Here is a 19688-nt window from a genome sequence, read left to right as displayed (position 1 = left end):
TGAAACGGATGGATCGACAAACGTTTGCCGAGAACATGTGGAAATCGTTGTTGGTTGAACTGTACGAAGGAAAAATCGTATCGATGTTCAAAGGGAAGGAAGCGTTTCGCGTCGTCTCGTTTTCCGATGAGGGGATTACCGTGCGCTTGAGTTCGAAGGAAAAGGAAGTGTTTCTAAGCAAGAAGGCGATGCTCAACGTGATTGAAAAACTCATCGCCCATGAAGATGGCGTTCGGCAAAAAATGGTGGACCCGGAATCCCGTCTAAAGTTAGGGCTGTTTTTGCTTCACGCGTGGACGGAGAAAGTGGTGCGTCTGGAGGAGGGGAAGCGCCGTCCGTATTTGGTGTTAACGGATGAGGCACGCCGGCGATTGGCAAGTGGCGAGTAGAGGGATTGACACACTGGGACGTGCGCTCGCTTTGGCGGCCAAAGGCCAAGGGAAAAGTCCGGCTGTTGCTTGTTCCACACGCCAAGAGCCATAGGGAAAAGACCAGTGATAAGAGCCGCGCGGTTGCGGCTCTTTTGTGCTGCCTATTTGTCCATTTCCTTCGCGAGATCGGCGACTTCAGCGACGGTCAGGCCGGTTCGTTTGGCGATTTCGTGAATGGGGAGGACGTCAAGCAAATTTTTGGCGATTTCGATGGCCTTCCGTTTTTCCGTTTGCTTGATCGCCTGCTCCTTTTCTTGCAGAGCTTGTTGCACAGCTCGTTCTTTTTCCTGCATCACTTTCTTCAACATTTCTTCTCTTTCTTGTTCAAGTTCTTCGACTAACAGACGGAACACTTTGTTCATTTTGATCCACTCCTTTACTTTTTCGGCGTATGACCGGTCGATGAATTTGTCTGTGGCGGTCAGGACGCCGGCGATGATGTGCAGCTGTTTCGGTTCGTCGTCGATCGTTTTCGCCAGTTCGATCGTTTTTTCGATCATCGTTTGCCGGTCGAAGCGGGTGTGCATGAGCGGAACGAGGATGAGTTTCATCGTCTTTGGCGAGGAGACCCCCACTTCAACGACCAAAGGGAGTAAGTGGGGGAGGAATCGCTTTTTTTGTTTTTGTATCACTAAAAAAATATGATATAATATATGATATAATATATTATATAATATATTTAGTGAAAGAGAGGTGAGACAAATGGACATGACGTTAACAGCCAAAATAAAAATTTACCCAACAGCGGAACAAGCAGAAGTATTGAAAGCCACCCTTTCCGCTTATCGACAAGCGTGCAACGCTGTATCTGTTGTGATTTTCGACACAAAAGTGCTTGCACAAGCCAAGTTACACGACATGACCTATCGTCTACTTCGATCAAACTACGCTTTGCGTTCACAAATGGCGCAATCTGTGATTAAAACGGTGATCGCTAGATACCGTTCCCTAAAAAGCAATGGTCATGAATGGACATTGGTTCGCTTTAAAAAGCCTGAATATGATCTCGTTTGGAATCGAGATTACTCCATTGTTCAAGGGTTATTTTCTGTCAATACACTAGAAGGACGAATCAAAGTGCCATTCGAACCAAAAGGCATGGAACAATATTTTGATGGCTCATGGACGTTTGGCACAGCCAAACTCGTCTATAAGCATAACAAATTCTTTTTGCACATTCCCATGACTAAAACAATTCCGACCGTAGATGAACACAACATTCGCCAAGTGGTCGGTGTCGATGTAGGGGTTAACTTTCTTGCAGCAGCTTATGATTCGCAAGGGAAAACTACCTTTTTTAACGGACGAAAAATCAAGCATATGCGTGCCAAGTACAAACGAATGCGAAAAACCCTCCAGCAAAAAGGGACGGCTTCTGCGCGTCGGAAGTTGAAAACAATCGGACAACGAGAAAACCGTTGGATGACGGATGTGAACCATGCTGTCACGAAGGCACTCGTTCGTCAATATGGAGAACGTACCCTTTTTGTATTAGAAGATTTAACAGGCATTCGTGAAAAAACAGAACGTGTATGGATCCATGACCGATATGAAACCGTATCGTGGGCGTTCTATCAGTTCCGTCAAATGTTAGAGTATAAGGCACGTTTGCATGGGTCAAAAGTGATGGTGGTTGCTCCGCATTACACCTCTTTGACATGTCCAAAGTGTGGTCATACGGAAAAAGCCAATCGAAACAAGCGTACACACACCTTTTGTTGCCGAACATGCGGATACACCTCAAACGATGACCGCATTGGTGCTATGAACCTTCAACGAAAAGGAATAGAGTACATCGTTGAAGGAACGACACAGGCATGACCTGCGTCGTTGGGCAGTTGTCAACCTGCCCCTGATGCAACCCCAAGTCAAGGAAGGAGGACGAAGTCCGCTCGTACTTCTGGGGAGTTGCAAGCCCCCACTTCAAGTGTTAGCGAAGTGGGGGTAGTTGACCGTTTCTTCCGGAGTGAGCGGTTCGCCGTTGTGGACTTTTTCTTCAATGGCATGGAAAATGGCATCGCCGTTGAATTCGCCAAGTAGCACCGCTTTGGATGAAAGAAGCACGTCGCCGGCGTCAAGCTGTTCGCGGGCGCTCGTGACATCGCTTGTGTAGATCACAACGATGCGAATCGGGCGGATTCGTTTGTCCTGTTGATAGTATGTGTGAAGGATGCGGCAGGCATAATCAGAGATACTTCAAATGATTGTCGAGAAACCGTTCGTTGCTTTCGTACTCCAGAAGCAAAATGGAATCGTCTTCGAGAAGAAACACGGTGTCGGCGCGCCGTTCGTCCGCCCGTACAGACGGAAATTCGGTTGGCAGCACTGCTTTGATCCGCGGGAGTCCGTGAAGTCCGTACACATCGAGGGCTTGGTTTTGGTACAATGCGCTGAGCGATCTGAGCAATATGTCTTTGGCATGGTACCGAGATCCCGACCGCCATCGTCTCAACTTCTACCGCTTGCTTGATCGGTTGTCATCTGCTATCACGATTAGAGACACGGTGTCCGTTCGCTAGGGACGAATGGCGGCCTTATGAATATTGAAACTTCGTTTTAAAAGAAGACTTCCCGCGTAGGCGATCCGGTGTTTTCGGTTGCCCTCACGGACGGATGAACACCTCCGTTCCGTTCGGGACGATGGAGGCGAGCTCGAGCACGTCTTTGTTGTGCATGCGGATGCAGCCTTTGGATACGTATTTGCCGATCGAGGACGGGTCGTTCGTGCCGTGGATGCCGTAATGGAGTTTGGATAAGCTTAACCACATCGCGCCGAACGGCCCGCCTGGGTTTGGCTGGCGGTTGACGATGACAAAGTCGCCGACGGGGGTGGCGGTGACCATTTTGCCGACGCCGATGGGATACGTACGGATCGTCCGCCCTCGGTGTTTTAACGTTAGCTGGCGGCGGCCGATCGAAATGTGGATCGTGTACGGAATCGATCCTTTCGGCGGAAGGTGGGGGATGACGATCCCCTGGCCAGGGAAGATGACGGACGCGGCGGTCAACCCATTGGCGCGAAGGAGCGCCTCAACAGATGTGCGGTAGTCGCGGGCGATGGAAGCGATCGTTTCCCCACGTTTGACGATATGTGTGTACATGGCAGTTCGCTCCTTTTTTCGCTGGATGGAGAAACCAGCTCCGATTGATGATACATTAGTGTATGAGAAGATTCGGATGAGGTTGCTGCATAGGAAGAGAGTCTCATGTGCATGGCATGGGAATACGGTGCGGCTGCCAGGCGCATGAACGCGCTGTGCGTTAGTCTATACTTGACAGGGAGCGCTGCCTAACGGTGTTTCTTGTCAAAACGTGTAGGGGAAAAGGAGGATGGCGCGAATGAGAACGTTTGTCCTAAAACCAGAGGAAGGACAGAAGGTTGATGATGAGCTGTATGCCGAGCTTTCCCCTGTCCCGCTTGAGATCATGGACGGTGATCTCTTTTTTTGCAAAAGAGGAGCGGGAAAACTTGCTTAAGCTGTTGATATACAATGTCGGCATGAATCGGACGCTTGAGATCATCGAGGAATGGAAGGAGAGTTGAAAGCGGCGCCCAGTCGATATCGGGGCCGCATTGGTGTTGGGGGTTACGGACGGTAAGGGAACAAAATGCGCTTTCCCCCTTTTTCTGTGGCGACGAAGACGTCTTGGTGGATCTCGAACACGCCAAAGACGCTATGGAACGTCTGAATGACGCGGACGCGATACACATCGTGAAGCGGTTTGTCCTTATCAGACATCGACCATGACGACAGGTTTTCCACCTCATCGATGCGGTAGTCGAACGTCTCGACGCCGAAGTCTTGCATAAAGACGTGGGCGCGGCGCTGGATGTAGACGTCTTTTGGGAATTTCTTTTTCATGAGCGGGTGAAACAGCTCCCAAGAGCTGCCAAAATCCCCTGCCTGTTCATAGCGGTAAAACGTGTCCACGATTTCCTTCGCCTCATTTTGTTCGTTCGAAAGAAACAGGGACAAGATCGCCACCAGCACGGCGGCGGCGGTGAGAACCGCCACCCCAGTCCTGGCTCGGATCGTTTTTTGGCGGTAGCGTGGGAACATGGGGTCTCCTCTCCTCTCTGTTATACCATATGCACGATGGACGGCCGATATGGGCGGAGAAAGGAAGAGAGCTCGATCATGCCGGTGCTTTTTAGTCAAAAAATCGGCTGCGGTGTAGTAAAATAGATCGCAGAAGCCATTGCAGCGGAAGTGAATTCATTCGTTCTATGCGGAAACGGGTGGGAAAGCGGAGCGTCCATCGGCTCCGTTTTTCCTTTTCCATGTTGAGAAAAACCGAACGCGCAGGAGAGGGAGAGAGGGATGAAGAGATCATTCATTTATGTGTTGCTTGTCGGGATCATGGTCGCCTGGGGGCTGAATGTGACGGCGTTGAAAGTTTTGGTGGAGCATTTTTCGCCCGTCGCGTTGACAGCGCTGCGCATTCTAACGGCCGGGTTGGTCGTGCTTTTGTTTTTATGGGGGATCGGCAAGCTGGAACGAGTCAGTTGGAAGGAGGCGAAACAGATTGGCGTGGCCGCCTTGTTCAGCGTCGTGGCCCATCACTTCTTTTTAGCGTTGGGAATTGCGAGGACGACAGCGGTGAATGCGGGTCTTGTGCTAGGGCTTGTGCCGCTTGTGACGGCGCTGTTGGCGATCGTGTTTTTGGGGCAGCGGCCGACGTTGTTTCGGCTGCTTGGCATCGCGCTTGGGTTTTTTGGCGTCGTGTTTGTTGTGGCGAGCGGCGACGGGGGCCTTGGCCATTTGTCCATTGGGGATGTGTACGTCTTTTTGGCTGTTTTGGCGCAAGGGATCAGCTTTATTATGATCAAAAAAGCGACGGTCGAGGCGCGGTTGATGACTGGGTGGATGCTTGTCTTCGGGTCGCTTTGGCTGTTTGTCTTAAGCCTCGTGCTGGAACCAGGCGGCCTATCGAGTTTGAAAGAGGGCACGCTTCCGCTTTGGATGATTTTCCTTGCTTCGGCGGTCGTGGCCACAGCGCTCGGTCATATGTTTTACAACCAAGCTGTGCAGCACCTCGGGCCTGCGGAATCGGCGGTGTTCATTAATTTGAATCCGCTCTTTTCGTTGCTTGGGGCGCATTGGCTGCTGGGCGAGCCGATTTCGCCGATGCAGCTGGCTGGTTTTCTTTTCATCGTCGTGGGCGTGTTGTTCGGCAGCGGGGGGATGGATGATGTGGTCGCCCGTTTCCGCCGGGCGAAAGTGGCGGCTGGGGGAAGGAAGGCGGGGATGTAGCCGCCTTGGAATCCCCCACTTCTAGGCCTTGCGTGCAAGTGGCGGAACATTCATATCCAGGAATGGAGGGGGCTTCACATTGCGGTCGGCGTCTTGGCTGTCTCTTCTTGAAAAGGGACAGCCATTTTTGTGCCATCGGCAGGATTTTGCTTGATGATGTCGAAAAAGAGAATACGAAACGTATTCGTGTGAGGTGAATGTATGGCGATCGATCACGACCGGTTGTTCAAGGAGTTGTTGCAGACGTTTTTTGAGGAATTTGTGCTTCTCTTCTTTCCGGATATGCACGAGCATATTGATTTCAACCATTTGTCGTTTTTGTCCGAAGAGCTGTTTACGGACGTAACGGCTGGGGAGAAGTACCGCGTTGACCTGCTCGTCGAGACGAAGTTCAAAGGAAAAGACGGATTGATCATTGTTCACGTAGAAAACCAAGCGTACGTTCAATCGTCATTTCCAGAAAGAATGTTTCTTTACTTCAGCCGCTTGTTTGAAAAATACCGCACTCCGATCATTCCGATTGCTGTCTTCAGCTATGATGCCATCCGAGATGAACCCTCTTCGTTCACGCTCTCCTTTCCGTTTGGCGATGTGCTTGACTTTCGCTTTTTCCACGTGGAGTTGCGCAAGCAAAACTGGCGCCAATTCATCCGCACCGACAACCCGGTGGCGGCTGCGCTGCTTAGCAAAATGGGGTATACTGAAAGTGAACGAGTGGAACTGAAAAAGCAATTTTTGCGCATGTTGGTGCGTCTTGAGCTAGACGAGGCAAGACAGCGTTTGTTGATGGGCTTTTTTGAAACGTATGTGAAGCTGTCCGATGAAGAAGAACAACAGCTTCGAAGCGAGGTGGAACAAATGGAGACGAAAGAAAAAGAACGCGTGCTGGAATTGATCATTTCGTACGAGCAAAAGGGAAAAATTCAAGGCCGAAAGGAAGGACGGGAGGAAGGGCGCAAAGAGGGAGCGGAACAAGAAAAACGGCACATTGCGAAACGGATGTTGATGAAAGGGTTTGATGCGCAGACGATTCACGAACTGACCGGATTGCCTGTGACGGAGATTGAGGAAATGAAACAAAGCGGCTTCAAGTGAATGGAAATCAAACAGGCGAGGCAAAAGGCCAGCCCCGCCCTAGCGCGTTGGTTTTGCTGCTGTGGATTCCCGTTTGATCAGTTTCGTAGACAATAGCACTTCCTGAAAAGGTTCGTTCGGGTTGTCCCACCGCCATCGCAACAATTCCACCGCTCGTTTGCCGTAGCGCTTCAGGTCGATGTCGACGGTCGTGATTTTCGGCGTCGCGATTTGCGAAAGCTGTCCGTTGTCAAAGCTGCAGACGGAAACGTCATCGGGCACGTTGAGTCCGTATCGCTGCAGGCCGGTGCTGACGAAAAAGCCAAGCCCGTCATTGACGCAAAACCAGGCGGTCGGCTGCCGCTTCAGCTCGCGGATGTAGCCTGCGATGACCGTTTCGTCCTCTTGCGCCTGGCAGAACATCCACTCCTCGTTCGGTTTCACTCCATAGTCTTTCAGCGCCAATAAGTACCCTTCATCGTCTTTGGCGAGGAGACCCCCACTTCAACGACCAAAGGGAGTAAGTGGGGGAGGAATCGCTTTTTTTGTTTTTGTATCACTAAAAAAATATGATATAATATATGATATAATATATTATATAATATATTTAGTGAAAGAGAGGTGAGACAAATGGACATGACGTTAACAGCCAAAATAAAAATTTACCCAACAGCGGAACAAGCAGAAGTATTGAAAGCCACCCTTTCCGCTTATCGACAAGCGTGCAACGCTGTATCTGTTGTGATTTTTGACACAAAAGTGCTTGCACAAGCCAAGTTACACGACATGACCTATCGTCTACTTCGATCAAACTACGCTTTGCGTTCACAAATGGCGCAATCTGTGATTAAAACGGTGATCGCTAGATACCGTTCCCTAAAAAGCAATGGTCATGAATGGACATTGGTTCGCTTTAAAAAGCCTGAATATGATCTCGTTTGGAATCGAGATTACTCCATTGTTCAAGGGTTATTTTCTGTCAATACGCTAGAAGGACGAATCAAAGTGCCATTCGAACCAAAAGGCATGGAACAATATTTTGATGGCTCATGGACGTTTGGCACAGCCAAACTCGTCTATAAGCATAACAAATTCTTTTTGCACATTCCCATGACTAAAACAATTCCGACCGTAGATGAACACAACATTCGCCAAGTGGTCGGTGTCGATGTAGGGGTTAACTTTCTTGCAGCAGCTTATGATTCGCAAGGGAAAACTACCTTTTTTAACGGACGAAAAATCAAGCATATGCGGGCGAAGTACAAACGAATGCGAAAAACCCTCCAGCAAAAAGGGACGGCTTCTGCGCGTCGGAAGTTGAAAACAATCGGACAACGAGAAAACCGTTGGATGACGGATGTGAACCATGCTGTCACGAAGGCACTCGTTCGTCAATATGGAGAACGTACCCTTTTTGTATTAGAAGATTTAACAGGCATTCGTGAAAAAACAGAACGTGTACGTATCCATGACCGATATGAAACCGTATCGTGGGCGTTCTATCAGTTCCGTCAAATGTTAGAGTATAAGGCACGTTTGCATGGGTCAAAAGTGATGGTGGTTGCTCCGCATTACACCTCTTTGACATGTCCAAAGTGTGGTCATACGGAAAAAGCCAATCGAAACAAGCGTACACACACCTTTTGTTGCCGAACATGCGGATACACCTCAAACGATGACCGCATTGGTGCTATGAACCTTCAACGAAAAGGAATAGAGTACATCGTTGAAGGAACGACACAGGCATGGCCTGCGTCGTTGGGCAGTTGTCAACCTGCCCCTAATGCAACCCCAAGTCAAGGAAGGAGGACGAAGTCCGCTCGCACTTCTGGGGAGTTGCAAGCCCCCACTTCAAGCGTTAGCGAAGTGGGGGTAGTTGACACCGCTCTTGATAGCTCGGCGAATAGTTGACGTCGCCGACAAACGCGATGTCAGTATGGTTGAGCTCCAACAAATGCTGGACGGCCACATACGCCCCGAACCGATTGTTGGTCAGCACCGCATCGGTATTGACTGGCTCGGCTCGCCCATCTTAGCCCCGCTCGTCATTGCGCTCATGATGGCGTGGAAGTTTGTCGGATATTATGCGCTGCTGTTTTTGTCCGGCTTGGAAAGCATCCCGAAAGAAGTGTATGAAGCGGCGGAAATGGACGGGGCGGTCGGCTGGAAGCGGGTTTGGCACGTGACGATTCCGATGCTGTACCCTTCGTTTTATACCGTGACGATTTTGGCGGTCGGCTTGATGTTTGGCATTTTCACCGAACCGTATGTGTTGACGGGCGGCGGGCCAGAGTATGCGACCCATACGTGGCAGCTCGAGATTTACAACCAAGCGTTTGAAAAATTGAATGCGGGTTACGGAACCGCGGTCGCGATCATTAATTCGATCGTCACCTTTGCGTCGATTTTCGTCTTTCGCAAGGTGTTGGAAAAATGGGGTGGCAAACATGGCTGGGAGTAAAACATGGAAGGTCGGACTGCTTTATGTTTTGGCGTTTGCCGTTTTGTTCGTCATGGTTTTCCCGTATTTGTATATGGTGTTAGGCTCGCTTGCTCCATGGGATGAAGTCGATCGAAAGTTGATTCCGTCGTCATTGACGCTTCGCTCGTATGAATGGTTGTTTCAAGGCGGCGAAGATGTCGTGCCGCGGCCGTGGCTTCGGGCGTTTTTCAACAGTTTGCTCGTCACGTCGGCGTCAACGGTGCTTATGCTTGTGACGGCGGTGATGGTGGGCTACGCATTGTCGAAAGTGAAGTTTAAAGGGAGACAATGGGTCAACAACGCGATTTTGTTTCAAATGTTTTATCCGTCGATCATTTTGTTGATTCCGCTGTTTCTAATCGTCCGGTATTTCGGCTGGTACAACACGTATTGGGCGATGATCGTGCCCAAAGCGGTCAACTTGTGGGCCATTTTTATGTACACAAACTTTTTCCGCAGCATTCCCGATGAATTGATCGAAGCGGCCAAGATGGATGGAGCGGGCCATTTCACCATCATTCGCCGCATTGTCTGGCCGATGTCGCGGTCGATCACCACGATCATTTTCTTGTTCCTTTTCATGGAGCGATGGGTGGAACTGCTTTGGGATATGCTTGTCGTGAATAACGAAAAGATGTTGACGTTAAACGTGTTGTTGGCGCAAATGTTTGGACCGTACGGCGGATATCCGGGGCCGATGTACGCCGCCTCGGTGCTTCTCACGCTGCCGATTTTGATTTTGTTCCTTTTGTTTAGCAAGAATTTTAAGGAAGGGATGCAATTCATATTAAAATAATAAAAACATCATAATCGGAAGAGGGAGCAGGGAGAGACGTGATGCAGACAAGGACGCCGACCATGAAGACTTGCAAGACACTGCTTGAGGAATTTCAGCGTGCACCGCAGCCGCTTCGGGTGGAGAAGCTCGTGTTTGCCGGCGTTGGGGGGCGGGACGTGTACAACATTTCCGCGCCGTTTGAAGATGATGGCGAGTGGGTCATTGCCGGACGGGTGGAGGCACGAGACAGCGAGCAATCCGAAGTCTACTTTTTCGTCGAGCGTGAAGGGACATGGGTGCCGCGGGAAGGGGCGCCGGTGTTTGCTTTGCAGGATCCGTTTGTTTCGCGGGTGCACGGGCATCTCGTGTTTGGCGGCGTGGAGACGTTTCCGCATCCCGTGCTTCACGGGAAGCTGTATTGGCGGACGGTGTTGTACCGCGGAAACACGATCAAGGAATTGGCGCGTTTTTTCACCGGTCCCGACGGGATGAAAGACATTCGTCTTGTCGAGCTGCGGGATGGGTCGGTTGGGGTCTTCACCCGTCCGCAAGGGGCAAAAGGCGGACGCGGAAAAATCGGCTTCACCCGCATCGGTGCGCTCGATGAGTTGACGGTGGAGGCGATTGAGAAGGCTCCGCTCATTGACGGCCAATTTTCGGATGAAGAATGGGGCGGCGCCAATGAGGTGCATTTGCTTGGCAATGGGCTCGTCGGCGTCTTGGGCCATATCGCTTGTTTCGATCAGGAGCGGAACCGCCACTATTATCCGATGGTGTTTGCGTTCAATCCGGATACGGGGGAAGCGTCGGACATGGAGCTGATTGCCACGAGAGCCCATTTCCTCGATGGCCCGGCGAAGCGTCCGGATTTGGCGGATGTCGTGTTTAGCGGCGGACTGATTCGCAAAGGGGACGGCACGGCCGATTTTTACGCTGGAACAAGTGACGCAGAAGCGCAAAAACTCACGATCGTGGATCCATTTACGAAATACGAAAGGCAGGGGTGACGATGCACCTTTACCGCTATGAAGAGAACCCGCTCATTACGCCGGAAGATGTGCCGCCGCACCACGACGGGTTTGAAGTGATCGGGGCGTTTAACGCCGGGGTGGCGACGTTCCAAGGGGAGGTGTTGCTGCTGCTTCGGGTGGCGGAGCGTCCCGTGTCGGATGACCCGAATATCGTGAAAGCGCCGGTATGGAATCCAAAGACGGGGAAGGTCGATGTTTACGAATTTCGCCAAGACGATCCGCGCTACGATTTTTCCGACCCGCGGGTGATCAGAGAGGCGGGGGCGGAGCGGTTCGCCTATTTGACGTCGCTTTCGTATTTGCGCCTCGCCCGGAGTCAAGACGGGCGGCGGTTTACGATCGACGACCGCCCGTTCGTCTATCCATCGAATGAGCTCGAGACATTCGGCATTGAAGATCCGCGCATTACATGCATTGACGGCACGTATTACATTTATTTCAGCGCCGTGTCGCCGAAAGGAGTCGGCGAGGCGATGGTGTCGACGAAAGACTTTCAGACGGTGACGCACCACGGCATGATTTTCGCGCCGGAAAACAAAGATGTGCTCATTTTTCCGGAGAAGATCAACGGCAAGTATTACGCCCTTCATCGCCCGGTGCCGAGAAGCAACGGCCGCCCTGAGGTGTGGATTGCCGAGTCAGAGAATCTGCTTCATTGGGGGAATCATCGCTTTTTGTTCGGTCTGCGCGAAGGGAAGTGGGACAGCGCCCGCATCGGCGGCGGGGCGGTGCCGATCAAAACGGAGCGAGGCTGGCTTGAGTTGTACCACGGCGCGTCGGATGACCACCGCTATTGCATGGGGGCGGTGCTGCTTGATTTGAACGACCCATCCAAAGTTCTCGCCCGCTCGGAGCAGCCGCTTGTCGAGCCGGAAGCGGATTATGAGGTGAACGGCTTTTTCGGCCGCGTCGTGTTTTCATGCGGGGCGATTGTCGATGGCGATATCGTAAAAATGTATTACGGCGCCGCGGATACGTCGATGGCGTGCATCGAGCTGAAGCTTAGCGAGATTTTGGATTCGCTTGTCAAGGAATGAACTTGTAAACGGGAAACGCCTGATGCGTCGGGCGTTTCTTTTTTTGGCTTGTGGCTCCCTAGGCGCTTTTCTGTCGAAAGTTCTTCCTTTTGTTTCTTTCTTGGCAAAGGGATTTGATATAATGGAAAAAAACGTCGATTGATCGGGACAATCCATTACGATGTGAACTCGGCGTACGGAAGCTGCCCGCGCGCTGGTCGGGGCAATGGTGGTGACGGCATGACAATCAAACGTTCATTATGGTTGAAGTTGTCGACGATTCAGTTGATCATTCTGTTTTATTTGGCGGCCGTCGCGGTGTCGACGGTGCTGTTATGGCTGCCGATTGTGCATCAGCCGGGAGTGGAGCTTCACTGGATTGATGCGCTGTTTACGGCGGCGAGCGCCATTAGTGTGACCGGGTTGACGGTTGTGTCGATTCCGGAGACGTTTAATACGTTTGGGATTGTTTTGTTGATTGTGATGATGCAGGTGGGCGGCGTAGGGTTAATGATGCTTAGTACGTTCATTTGGCTGTTAGTTGGCAAAAAAATCGGGTTTCGTGAGCGGCAGCTGATCATGACCGATCAAAACCGTCTTGCGCTCTCAGGGCTCGTGAAGCTCACGCGGGACATCTTTTTCTTGATTCTGGCCATTGAAGCGGTCGGTGCGCTGATTTTGGGCGTGTATTTTTTGCGTTATTTTCCGACGTGGCCGGAGGCGCTTTTGCAGGCGGTGTTTGCGTCGGTCAGTGCCACGACGAACGCTGGATTTGATATTACCGGCCAGTCGCTGATTCCGTTCGCCGGTGATTATTTCGTGCAAGTCATCCATATCATTCTGATCATTCTAGGCGCGATTGGCTTTCCTGTGCTCATTGAGGTGAAGGAGTTTTTGTTTGCGCGCGACCGAGGGCGCTACCGGTTTTCGCTGTTTACGAAGTTGACGACGGTGACGTTTTTTGCCCTCGTCTTCTTTGGCACGGTGGCGATTTATGCGCTTGAATGGAGCCATTTTTTCGCTGGAAAGCCGTGGCACCGGTCGCTCTTTTACGCCTTGTTTCAGTCGGTGTCATCGCGCAGCGGCGGGCTGGCGACGATGGATATGAACGAGTTTTCCGACCCGACGTTATTGCTTTTGAGCGCGATGATGTTTATCGGTGCTTCCCCGAGCAGCGTTGGCGGGGGCATCCGGACGACGACGTTGGCGGTGATTTTGTTAACGGTTTGGCATTATGCGAAAGGGCGCTCAGCGGTCAAAGTGTTCGGGCGTGAAATTCATGAGGAAGATATTTTAAAATCGTTTGTTGTCTTTATCGGTGCGCTGTTCCTTTGTTTTGCGGCGGTTCTTGCGCTTTCCGTCTCGGAATCGTCGCTTCCTGTCGTTATGCTTTTGTTTGAAGTATGTTCAGCGTTTGGGACGACCGGGCTGTCGCTCGGCATTACCTCTGAGCTCAGCCCGTTTGGCAAGCTGGTGTTGGTGATCGTCATGTTCATCGGCCGGGTCGGCATCATTTCGTTTTTATGGCTCGTCCGCGGCCGAGCGGTGAAAGATAGCTACCATTACCCGAAAGAACGAGTCATTATCGGCTAGAAGAGGGGGACGGAATCATGAAAAAAGTGCGCAAAGCGATCATTCCGGCAGCGGGCCTTGGGACGCGGTTTTTGCCGGCGACAAAGGCCATGCCGAAGGAGATGCTTCCGATTGTCGATAAGCCGACGATTCAATATATTGTTGAAGAGGCGATGGCATCAGGCATTGAGGACATCATCATCGTCACCGGGAAAGGGAAGCGGGCGATTGAGGATCATTTTGACTATGCGTTTGAGCTCGAGCAGCTGCTGAAGCAAAAAGGAAAATTGGACTTGCTTGAGAAAGTAAAAGAGCCATCAAAAGTGGACATCCACTACATTCGCCAAAAAGAGCCAAAAGGGCTGGGGCATGCCGTTTGGTGCGCGCGCAATTTCATCGGAGACGAGCCGTTTGCGGTGTTGTTGGGCGATGATATCGTCCAAGCGGAAAAACCTTGTTTAAAACAGCTCATTGAGCAGTATGAACAAACGTTCAGCTCGGTGATCGGCGTCAAGCGCGTGCCGGAGGAAGAGACGCACCGTTACGGGATCATCGACCCGCTCGAGCAGAAGGGACGGCGCTACCAAGTGCGCCGCTTTGTCGAAAAACCCGCTCCGGGCACAGCGCCGTCGAACCTCGCGATCGTCGGGCGGTACGTGTTGACGCCGGAAATTTTCTTGTTTTTGGAGAAGCAGGAGGTCGGCGCAGGCGGGGAGATTCAGCTCACCGATGCGATCGGGCGGTTGAATGAAATTCAGCGCGTGTTTGCCTATGAATTTGAAGGAAAGCGGTACGATGTCGGCGAAAAGCTCGGCTTTATCGAAACGACGATTGAGTTTGCCTTGCAAAACGAGGAGCTGCGGGATGACTTGCTTTCGTTTTTGGAGCGGGTGGTGGCAGAGGCGAAGGGATCGAAGAACAACTAATCAAATTTTTCAGAAGATGAAGACAAAAAAGGAGGGTAGGATGTGGCGCGCATACGGATTGAACATTTTGGTCCTGTGAAGCTGTTTGATGAGGAGATCACGGATGTTACCGTTTTGATTGGCCCCCAAGCGAGCGGAAAAAGTACGATCAGCAAATTGATTTTTTTCTTTCAATCGATTCCTGATGAATGGGTAAACTATTTGCTTTCAGTACGTCAAACGGAAGAAAACAACCCATTTTTTGAGTTCAATAAACGTCTTCGGAGAAAATTTGTTGGGTACTTTGGCACAACCAAACATATGAAACCGTTTCATATTCGTTATGAGTATGATGTTGAAAAGTTTGTCCGTCTTGATTTAAAGGACGGTTATGTACAAATCCATTTCAGCGATCCGCTAAAACGGGAGATTCAGGAAAATTTTAAACATGTTGTGCAGATGAAAAAGGAAATGCAATATGAAGAACAACAGTTGGATGATTTTTGGAATGTCTCCTCCTGGAAAGTGCGGCAGCAAAATATATTGGAAACGGTCAAAGCCTCCATCGCTGAAGTATTCGGTGATTCCAAAACACCTATTTTTATCCCTGCGGGCAGAAGTCTAGTGGCGACCTTGTCGGATCAGCTTCAGGACATTAATCCGCAACAGCTCGATGTGTTGACAGAGCAGTTTATCGAGCGAATCAATTTGCTGAAGAAGATGTTTTCCCATTCATTTGAGGAAATCATCGAAGATCGCAAAAAATTCTCGACAGAAAAAATTGACTTTGAAGCCATTCGACTGGCCATCAAGATGATCGAAGGCGTGATGAAAGGAAAATACATGTTCTCTGATTATGGAGAGCGGATTTTTTTTAATGAAAGAGAGTATACAAAACTGAAGTTTTCCTCTTCTGGACAGCAGGAAGTGGTTTGGATTTTATTGCTCATTTTCACCGTCATTTTGGAACGGCAACGAGTGTTTATGGTGATTGAAGAACCGGAGGCGCACTTGTACCCCAACGCCCAACAAGAAATGGTGGCCTTATTTGCGTTGCTGCTCAACGTAACGAATAGTACACTCGTGATCACGACTCATAGCCCGTACATTTTGTCTGCTTTTAATATTTATTTGTACGCTGCCAAAATCGGAAGGAAATTGGATGGGCGTGCCAATCCGATTATAGACCGAAAGTTGCGGCTTTCTCCGCAAAGGGTAAAGGCCTATATTCTGAAGAATGAAGGAGGGAGATTCCGCTACCGAAGCATTATCGATGATGAATTACGGTTAATCCAGGCCGAAGCGATCGATGAAGCATCGTCTGCCATCAACCGTGTTCTGGATGAGCTTATGGAGGCGGAGGAAGCGGGGGAGTAAACATGTCGGTTGTAGAATGGGAAAGTTGTTTGCAATATTGCGACCGTCGAAAATTAGCGGTTGTTAAGGAAAAAGGGAGAGAGATTCGTTTTGTCAACAAAGGGGAAAAGAGGGTGGCTTTATACCGTGTAGACGGTTGTTTGATTCAAGAGGGGGTAAAATGCGACTTTTTATTTTTGGTGATCGAAGGGGAGCAGGCATTTTTCATCGAATTAAAAGGGTCTGATCTCGTGGAAGCGGTGCGGCAAATCATGCGGACAGTTGAACAATTAGGCAAGAAGTTGTCTGGATACCGGTTTGAAGGACGAATTATCATGACGCGAGTGAGAACACCTAATGTAAAATCGACCGATAGGATCAAGCTGGAAAAAATGTTGAGGAGAACGGGCGGTTCGTTAGCGGTGAAAGTGAACTGGGACGAGGTAGAGGTGTAAAGGAAAGTAGGGAAACGGACCTGTGTTCCAAACAAAGCAAATTGATATTCCAGCGGAACGGGATGACGGCATCCGCATTCTCGTCGACCGCCTTTGGCCGCGGTGTCAAAGGTCGAAGCGTGCCGTGACCGCTGGTGAAAGAGACTGCCCTCCAGCAATGGTTTGGCCATCGGCCGGAGCGGTTTGCCGAGTTTGCGAGAACGTATGAACAGGAGGACTGATACGACGAAGCAAGCGCTCGTTACGGAGCTGCTTTCGCTTTCCGGAACGGTGATGTTGCTTTATGCCGCCAAAGACGAGCAGCATAACCATGCCGTTGTTCTTAGGGAGTTTTTGCGCAACATCGCTAAGGAGGGGTTCGGATGATTCGCGCCATGGTCGGCGATCTGACCAAAGTGGAAGGAGTCGAGTACATTTGCAATGCCGCCAACGGCATCGGGCCGATGGGCGGCGGCGTGGCAGCGGCGATCCGTCGGGCGGGGGGACGTGTGATCGAAGAGGAAGCGATCCGCGTCTGTCAAGCGCAAGACCCTAAGCCCGGCGATTTGTACGTGACAGGAGCAGGCTCGCTGCCGTTTCGCGGGGTCCTTCACTTAGTGACGATGAAGCAGCCTGCAGGGGCGACGTCGTATGACATCGTTCGGGCGTGTCTCGAGCGGCTCGTCGCGCACTGTCGGGAGAACGGAATCAAGAAGGTGGCGTTGCCAGCGCTAGGGACAGGCGTCGGAAGGCTTGACAAAGAAAACGTGGCGCAGTTGTTTGTCGAGGTGTTGGGTCCGGTCGAGGATGTGGAGTTTGTGGTGGTGGATATTGATCAAGCATTCATCCGTTTTGTCCAACAGCGCCAATAAAGGGAGAAAAAGGGCCTTGACTTCGTCTTGGCCCTGCTTTTTTGGCAATGAATAACGTGTTTCCTTCTTTCTCATATCATATTATAATAAGAACACACGAATGAATGAGTTTCATTGACTTCCTGATCCGGCGACGGGGGGTGGCATCATCGTTGGTGTCCGAATGACGAAGCCGGTGTGAAAGGGAGTGGGGTTTCCTGTTCGAACCGCGATCAGGAAAAACAGCCAAAAATGCCAATGCGGGCGTTTTTGGCGCCATCCGGAGGGATGAATCATGTTATTCTCATTGCCAACATTAAAGACATGTCAAGTGTTAGTGGATGAATTTCGTTCGGCCCCACAGCCGTTTGAGCCGGAAAAGCTTCGCTTTGCGGGTGTCGGGGACCGGGACGTTTATAATATTTCCGCACCGTTTGTGGATGAAGGAGAATGGGTGATCGCTGGGCGCGTCGAAGCGCGCGACAGCGAGCAATCGGAAGTGTACTTTTTCGTCGAGCGCGACGGCGTCTGGGTTCCTCGTGAAGGGGCGCCGGTGTTCGCCTTGCAGGATCCGTTTGTGGCGCGCATTCACGGTCAGTTGGTGTTCGGCGGCGTGGAGACGTTTCCGCATCCGGTGTTTGTTGGCGAGCATAGCTGGCGGACGGTCTTTTACCGCGGACCGAACATTCGCCGCTTAGAAAAGTTCGCCGAAGGGCCGGATGGGATGAAAGACATTCGCCTTGTCGAGCTGAAAGATGGGTCGATCGGCGTGTTCACCCGGCCGCAAGGGGAAAAAGGCGGCCGCGGGAAAATCGGGTTCACCCGCATTTTCTCGCTCGATGAGTTGACGCCGGACGTGATCGAGGCCGCGCCGATTTTGGACGCCCAATTTACGGATGAAGAATGGGGCGGCGTGAACGAGGCGCATTTGCTGGCGAACGGGCTTGTTGGGGCGCTCGGCCATATCGCTTGCTTTGACGAGCACGGCAACCGCCATTACTACCCGATGGTGTTCGTGTTGAACCCGGAGACGATGGAGCGCTCAGAGCTGGAATTGCTTGCGCTTCGCTCCCACTTTTTAGACGGGCCGGCGAAACGGCCGGATTTGGCGAACGTCGTTTTCAGCGGCGGACTCATCCGCAAAGGCGACGGCACGGCTGAGCTGTACGCCGGTGTGAGCGACGCCGAGGCGCAAAAAATTTCGCTCATCGACCCGTTTGCGAAGTACGAAGCGCAAGAGCTTGATCGGATGTATGCTTCCGTTTAGGGAAAGGATCGGTGCGACAGACCTTCTCTATGAATGGGGAAGGTTGGCGGCCGGTCCTTTTTCACATTTGGCCGGCTATGTTTCTTGCCTTGTGCGAAGGGCTTCGGTTTGACATAAACGTGACTTGTTTGCGCGATAGACCATAATAGCCAGCGGCAGTCGGAGCCGCGTTGTTCTCCTAGGAGTCGGTCGGACGAAACCATTTTGGCGGATATGGATCCAAAAAATGTTCATAATGTATAAAACGGAAGATTTTGCATTCATATTCGCTGACTTCAATCCATTGGACGGATTCTTAGGGAAGACCCTTTTCACCTCCCATTGCCCCTTTCGAAGCCATCCAGTATACTGAGAAAAAAGGGAATGGGGAGGGGCCTTCGTTGTCTTTGCCGCTTGCTTCTGGCGTGTCGTATGAGCGCTATTGGGTCCTGCGTGAACAAAGCGATGATCGTTTAGAGTATATTGATCGGGCCGTGTATATGACCCCGTCGCCAAGCGTGCGGCATCAGCTCATCTCGAGCCGGCTTCATTTTCAGTTCAGTTTGTTTTTTCGAGGAAAGCCGTGCGATGTGCTGGCGGCGCCGCTTGATGTGGAGCTTGTTGATGAGCAAACAGGGGAACGACATGTGGTCGTTCCCGACTTGACGGTCATTTGCGGCGAAGAACGATTGGATGGAACGAAGTATATCGGAGTGCCGCCGCTGATCGTCGAGATTTTAAGTCCGTCGAACCAGGCGCATGATCTTGTCACCAAGTTCAATTTGTACATGGCATGCGGTGTCCATGAATATTGGATCGTCAATCCGATGAAGCAGGCTGTGACGGTGTATGTGCTCAATGAGGAACGGCTGTATGAGCAGGCGGATGTTCAAGTGAAAACGGGAACGGTTCGCTCCGTGTATTTTCCGGGGCTTGCAATCGACATGGCCGAATTGTTTCGTTGACAAGATGCTGAGAGGATGGCTTGAAAGCGAACAGCGTGGGAACAATCCCACGCTGTTTTTGATGATTCATGTTCATGCCCGGATGAAGGGCAAAACGTTGCCCATGAGATGTTTCGATGAACACACGTGCGTCTGGACTGGCCCTTTTCATGGCTGGACCAAGAACAACACTTGTTGGTCAACTACCCCCACTTAGCTAACGCTTGAAGTGGGGGCTTGCAACTCCCCAGAAGTGCAAACGGACTTCGTCCTCCTTCCTTGACTTGGGGTTGCATCAGGGGGCAGGTTGACG

The 19688-nt window shown here is 51.1% G+C and carries 20 protein-coding genes and 5 pseudogenes; 19 read left to right on the top strand and 6 right to left on the bottom strand.

Translation table 11 applies throughout. The features are described 5' to 3' along the window. Positions 1 to 8: 8 nt before the first annotated feature. Entirely contained in the window at positions 9 to 389 is a 381-nt protein-coding gene (locus QWV57_RS16805; protein WP_301100130.1) for a hypothetical protein, read from the top strand. 143 nt (positions 390 to 532) lie between these two features. Here QWV57_RS16805 and QWV57_RS16800 read toward each other — a convergent pair. Next, positions 533 to 988: pseudogene (locus tag QWV57_RS16800) on the bottom strand (RpnC/YadD family protein); the annotation flags it as partial. A gap of 145 nt (positions 989 to 1133) precedes the next feature. Between QWV57_RS16800 and QWV57_RS16795 the strand changes: the two are divergent. Further along, the gene (locus QWV57_RS16795) at positions 1134 to 2252 is read left to right on the top strand and encodes an RNA-guided endonuclease InsQ/TnpB family protein (RefSeq protein WP_041470774.1); all 1119 of its coding nucleotides are present in this window, start codon (positions 1134 to 1136) and stop codon (positions 2250 to 2252) included. 129 nt (positions 2253 to 2381) lie between these two features. On the opposite strand, the pseudogene QWV57_RS16790 reads toward QWV57_RS16795, so the two are convergent. Together QWV57_RS16790 and QWV57_RS16785 are read right to left on the bottom strand one after the other, a co-directional pair. After that, positions 2382 to 2883, bottom strand: a pseudogene (locus QWV57_RS16790) (transcriptional regulator); the annotation flags it as partial. Positions 2884 to 3034: 151 nt separating this feature from the next. After that, on the bottom strand, positions 3035 to 3532 hold the full coding sequence (locus tag QWV57_RS16785) for a L,D-transpeptidase family protein (RefSeq protein WP_081133263.1): 498 nt from the start codon (positions 3530 to 3532) through the stop codon (positions 3035 to 3037). A gap of 238 nt (positions 3533 to 3770) precedes the next feature. On the opposite strand from QWV57_RS16785, the gene QWV57_RS16780 reads away from it, so the two are divergent. Then, positions 3771 to 3908 (top strand): hypothetical protein, encoded by a 138-nt coding sequence (locus QWV57_RS16780; RefSeq protein ID WP_233434091.1) that lies wholly within the window; start codon positions 3771 to 3773, stop codon positions 3906 to 3908. Between the two features lie 110 nt (positions 3909 to 4018). Here QWV57_RS16780 and QWV57_RS16775 read toward each other — a convergent pair whose 3' ends face one another. Next, complete coding sequence (locus QWV57_RS16775) at positions 4019 to 4492, bottom strand: hypothetical protein (protein ID WP_129447621.1); 474 nt, start codon at positions 4490 to 4492, stop codon at positions 4019 to 4021. A 261-nt stretch (positions 4493 to 4753) separates the two neighbouring features. Between QWV57_RS16775 and QWV57_RS16770 the strand changes: the two genes are divergently transcribed. Both QWV57_RS16770 and QWV57_RS16765 read left to right on the top strand, forming a co-directional pair. Next, positions 4754 to 5686 (top strand): DMT family transporter, encoded by a 933-nt coding sequence (locus QWV57_RS16770; RefSeq protein WP_129447622.1) that lies wholly within the window; start codon positions 4754 to 4756, stop codon positions 5684 to 5686. A 201-nt stretch (positions 5687 to 5887) separates the two neighbouring features. Beyond that, entirely contained in the window at positions 5888 to 6781 is an 894-nt protein-coding gene (locus tag QWV57_RS16765; RefSeq protein WP_013524772.1) for an Rpn family recombination-promoting nuclease/putative transposase, read from the top strand. A gap of 39 nt (positions 6782 to 6820) precedes the next feature. On the opposite strand, the pseudogene QWV57_RS16760 reads toward QWV57_RS16765, so the two are convergent. Beyond that, positions 6821 to 7237, bottom strand: a pseudogene (locus tag QWV57_RS16760) (substrate-binding domain-containing protein); the annotation flags it as partial. A 153-nt stretch (positions 7238 to 7390) separates the two neighbouring features. Here QWV57_RS16760 and QWV57_RS16755 point away from each other — a divergent pair. After that, positions 7391 to 8671: an RNA-guided endonuclease InsQ/TnpB family protein gene (locus tag QWV57_RS16755; protein WP_301100129.1), complete on the top strand. Its 1281-nt coding sequence runs from the start codon at positions 7391 to 7393 to the stop codon at positions 8669 to 8671. On the opposite strand, the pseudogene QWV57_RS16750 reads toward QWV57_RS16755, so the two are convergent. After that, positions 8643 to 8774, bottom strand: a pseudogene (locus tag QWV57_RS16750) (LacI family transcriptional regulator); the annotation flags it as partial. The gene QWV57_RS16755 and the pseudogene QWV57_RS16750 sit on opposite strands and share 29 nt — an antisense overlap. Here QWV57_RS16750 and QWV57_RS16745 point away from each other — a divergent pair. From QWV57_RS16745 to QWV57_RS16690, 13 genes and pseudogenes are all read left to right on the top strand, one after another. Next, positions 8763 to 9221 (top strand): annotated as a pseudogene (locus QWV57_RS16745) (carbohydrate ABC transporter permease); the annotation flags it as partial. The pseudogenes QWV57_RS16750 and QWV57_RS16745 overlap by 12 nt on opposite strands. Then, positions 9208 to 10038: a carbohydrate ABC transporter permease gene (locus tag QWV57_RS16740; protein ID WP_129447600.1), complete on the top strand. Its 831-nt coding sequence runs from the start codon at positions 9208 to 9210 to the stop codon at positions 10036 to 10038. The pseudogene QWV57_RS16745 and the gene QWV57_RS16740, both read left to right, overlap by 14 nt. Before the next feature lie 41 nt (positions 10039 to 10079). Next, positions 10080 to 11027, top strand: a complete 948-nt coding sequence (locus tag QWV57_RS16735) for an MTP-1 family protein (protein ID WP_129447601.1) — start codon at positions 10080 to 10082, stop codon at positions 11025 to 11027. 2 nt (positions 11028 to 11029) lie between these two features. Further along, positions 11030 to 12088 carry a BtaManbiosPhlase gene (locus tag QWV57_RS16730; protein ID WP_129447602.1) on the top strand — a complete coding sequence of 353 codons (1059 nt, stop codon included), beginning with the start codon at positions 11030 to 11032 and terminating at the stop codon, positions 12086 to 12088. A gap of 219 nt (positions 12089 to 12307) precedes the next feature. Beyond that, positions 12308 to 13660: a TrkH family potassium uptake protein gene (locus QWV57_RS16725; protein ID WP_015375963.1), complete on the top strand. Its 1353-nt coding sequence runs from the start codon at positions 12308 to 12310 to the stop codon at positions 13658 to 13660. Positions 13661 to 13677: 17 nt separating this feature from the next. Continuing rightward, positions 13678 to 14565 (top strand): UTP--glucose-1-phosphate uridylyltransferase GalU, encoded by an 888-nt coding sequence (galU, locus tag QWV57_RS16720; RefSeq protein ID WP_129447603.1) that lies wholly within the window; start codon positions 13678 to 13680, stop codon positions 14563 to 14565. 42 nt (positions 14566 to 14607) lie between these two features. After that, positions 14608 to 15921, top strand: a complete 1314-nt coding sequence (locus QWV57_RS16715; protein ID WP_129447604.1) for an AAA family ATPase — start codon at positions 14608 to 14610, stop codon at positions 15919 to 15921. A gap of 2 nt (positions 15922 to 15923) precedes the next feature. Then, positions 15924 to 16355, top strand: a complete 432-nt coding sequence (locus QWV57_RS16710; protein ID WP_129447605.1) for a hypothetical protein — start codon at positions 15924 to 15926, stop codon at positions 16353 to 16355. A 22-nt stretch (positions 16356 to 16377) separates the two neighbouring features. Next, on the top strand, positions 16378 to 16563 hold the full coding sequence (locus tag QWV57_RS17975) for a DUF488 family protein, N3 subclade (protein WP_331436735.1): 186 nt from the start codon (positions 16378 to 16380) through the stop codon (positions 16561 to 16563). Beyond that, on the top strand, positions 16548 to 16721 hold the full coding sequence (locus QWV57_RS16705; protein ID WP_235048625.1) for a DUF488 family protein, N3 subclade: 174 nt from the start codon (positions 16548 to 16550) through the stop codon (positions 16719 to 16721). Before QWV57_RS17975 ends, QWV57_RS16705 begins: the two co-directional genes overlap by 16 nt. Further along, a complete protein-coding gene (locus QWV57_RS16700) occupies positions 16718 to 17206 on the top strand; it encodes a macro domain-containing protein (protein WP_020755180.1) in 489 nt (162 codons plus the stop codon). The genes QWV57_RS16705 and QWV57_RS16700 overlap by 4 nt, the downstream gene beginning before the upstream one ends. 274 nt (positions 17207 to 17480) lie before the next feature. Then, positions 17481 to 18452, top strand: a complete 972-nt coding sequence (locus QWV57_RS16695; protein ID WP_129447606.1) for an MTP-1 family protein — start codon at positions 17481 to 17483, stop codon at positions 18450 to 18452. A gap of 380 nt (positions 18453 to 18832) precedes the next feature. Beyond that, positions 18833 to 19396 (top strand): Uma2 family endonuclease, encoded by a 564-nt coding sequence (locus QWV57_RS16690; protein WP_129447607.1) that lies wholly within the window; start codon positions 18833 to 18835, stop codon positions 19394 to 19396. Positions 19397 to 19688: the final 292 nt, after the last annotated feature.

Origin of the sequence: Geobacillus zalihae, from assembly GCF_030414215.1 — a bacterium.
Classification (GTDB): domain Bacteria; phylum Bacillota; class Bacilli; order Bacillales; family Anoxybacillaceae; genus Geobacillus; species Geobacillus zalihae.
The sequence above is the reverse complement of the archived record's forward strand: the minus strand, read 5'-3'. Positions and strand labels throughout refer to the sequence as shown.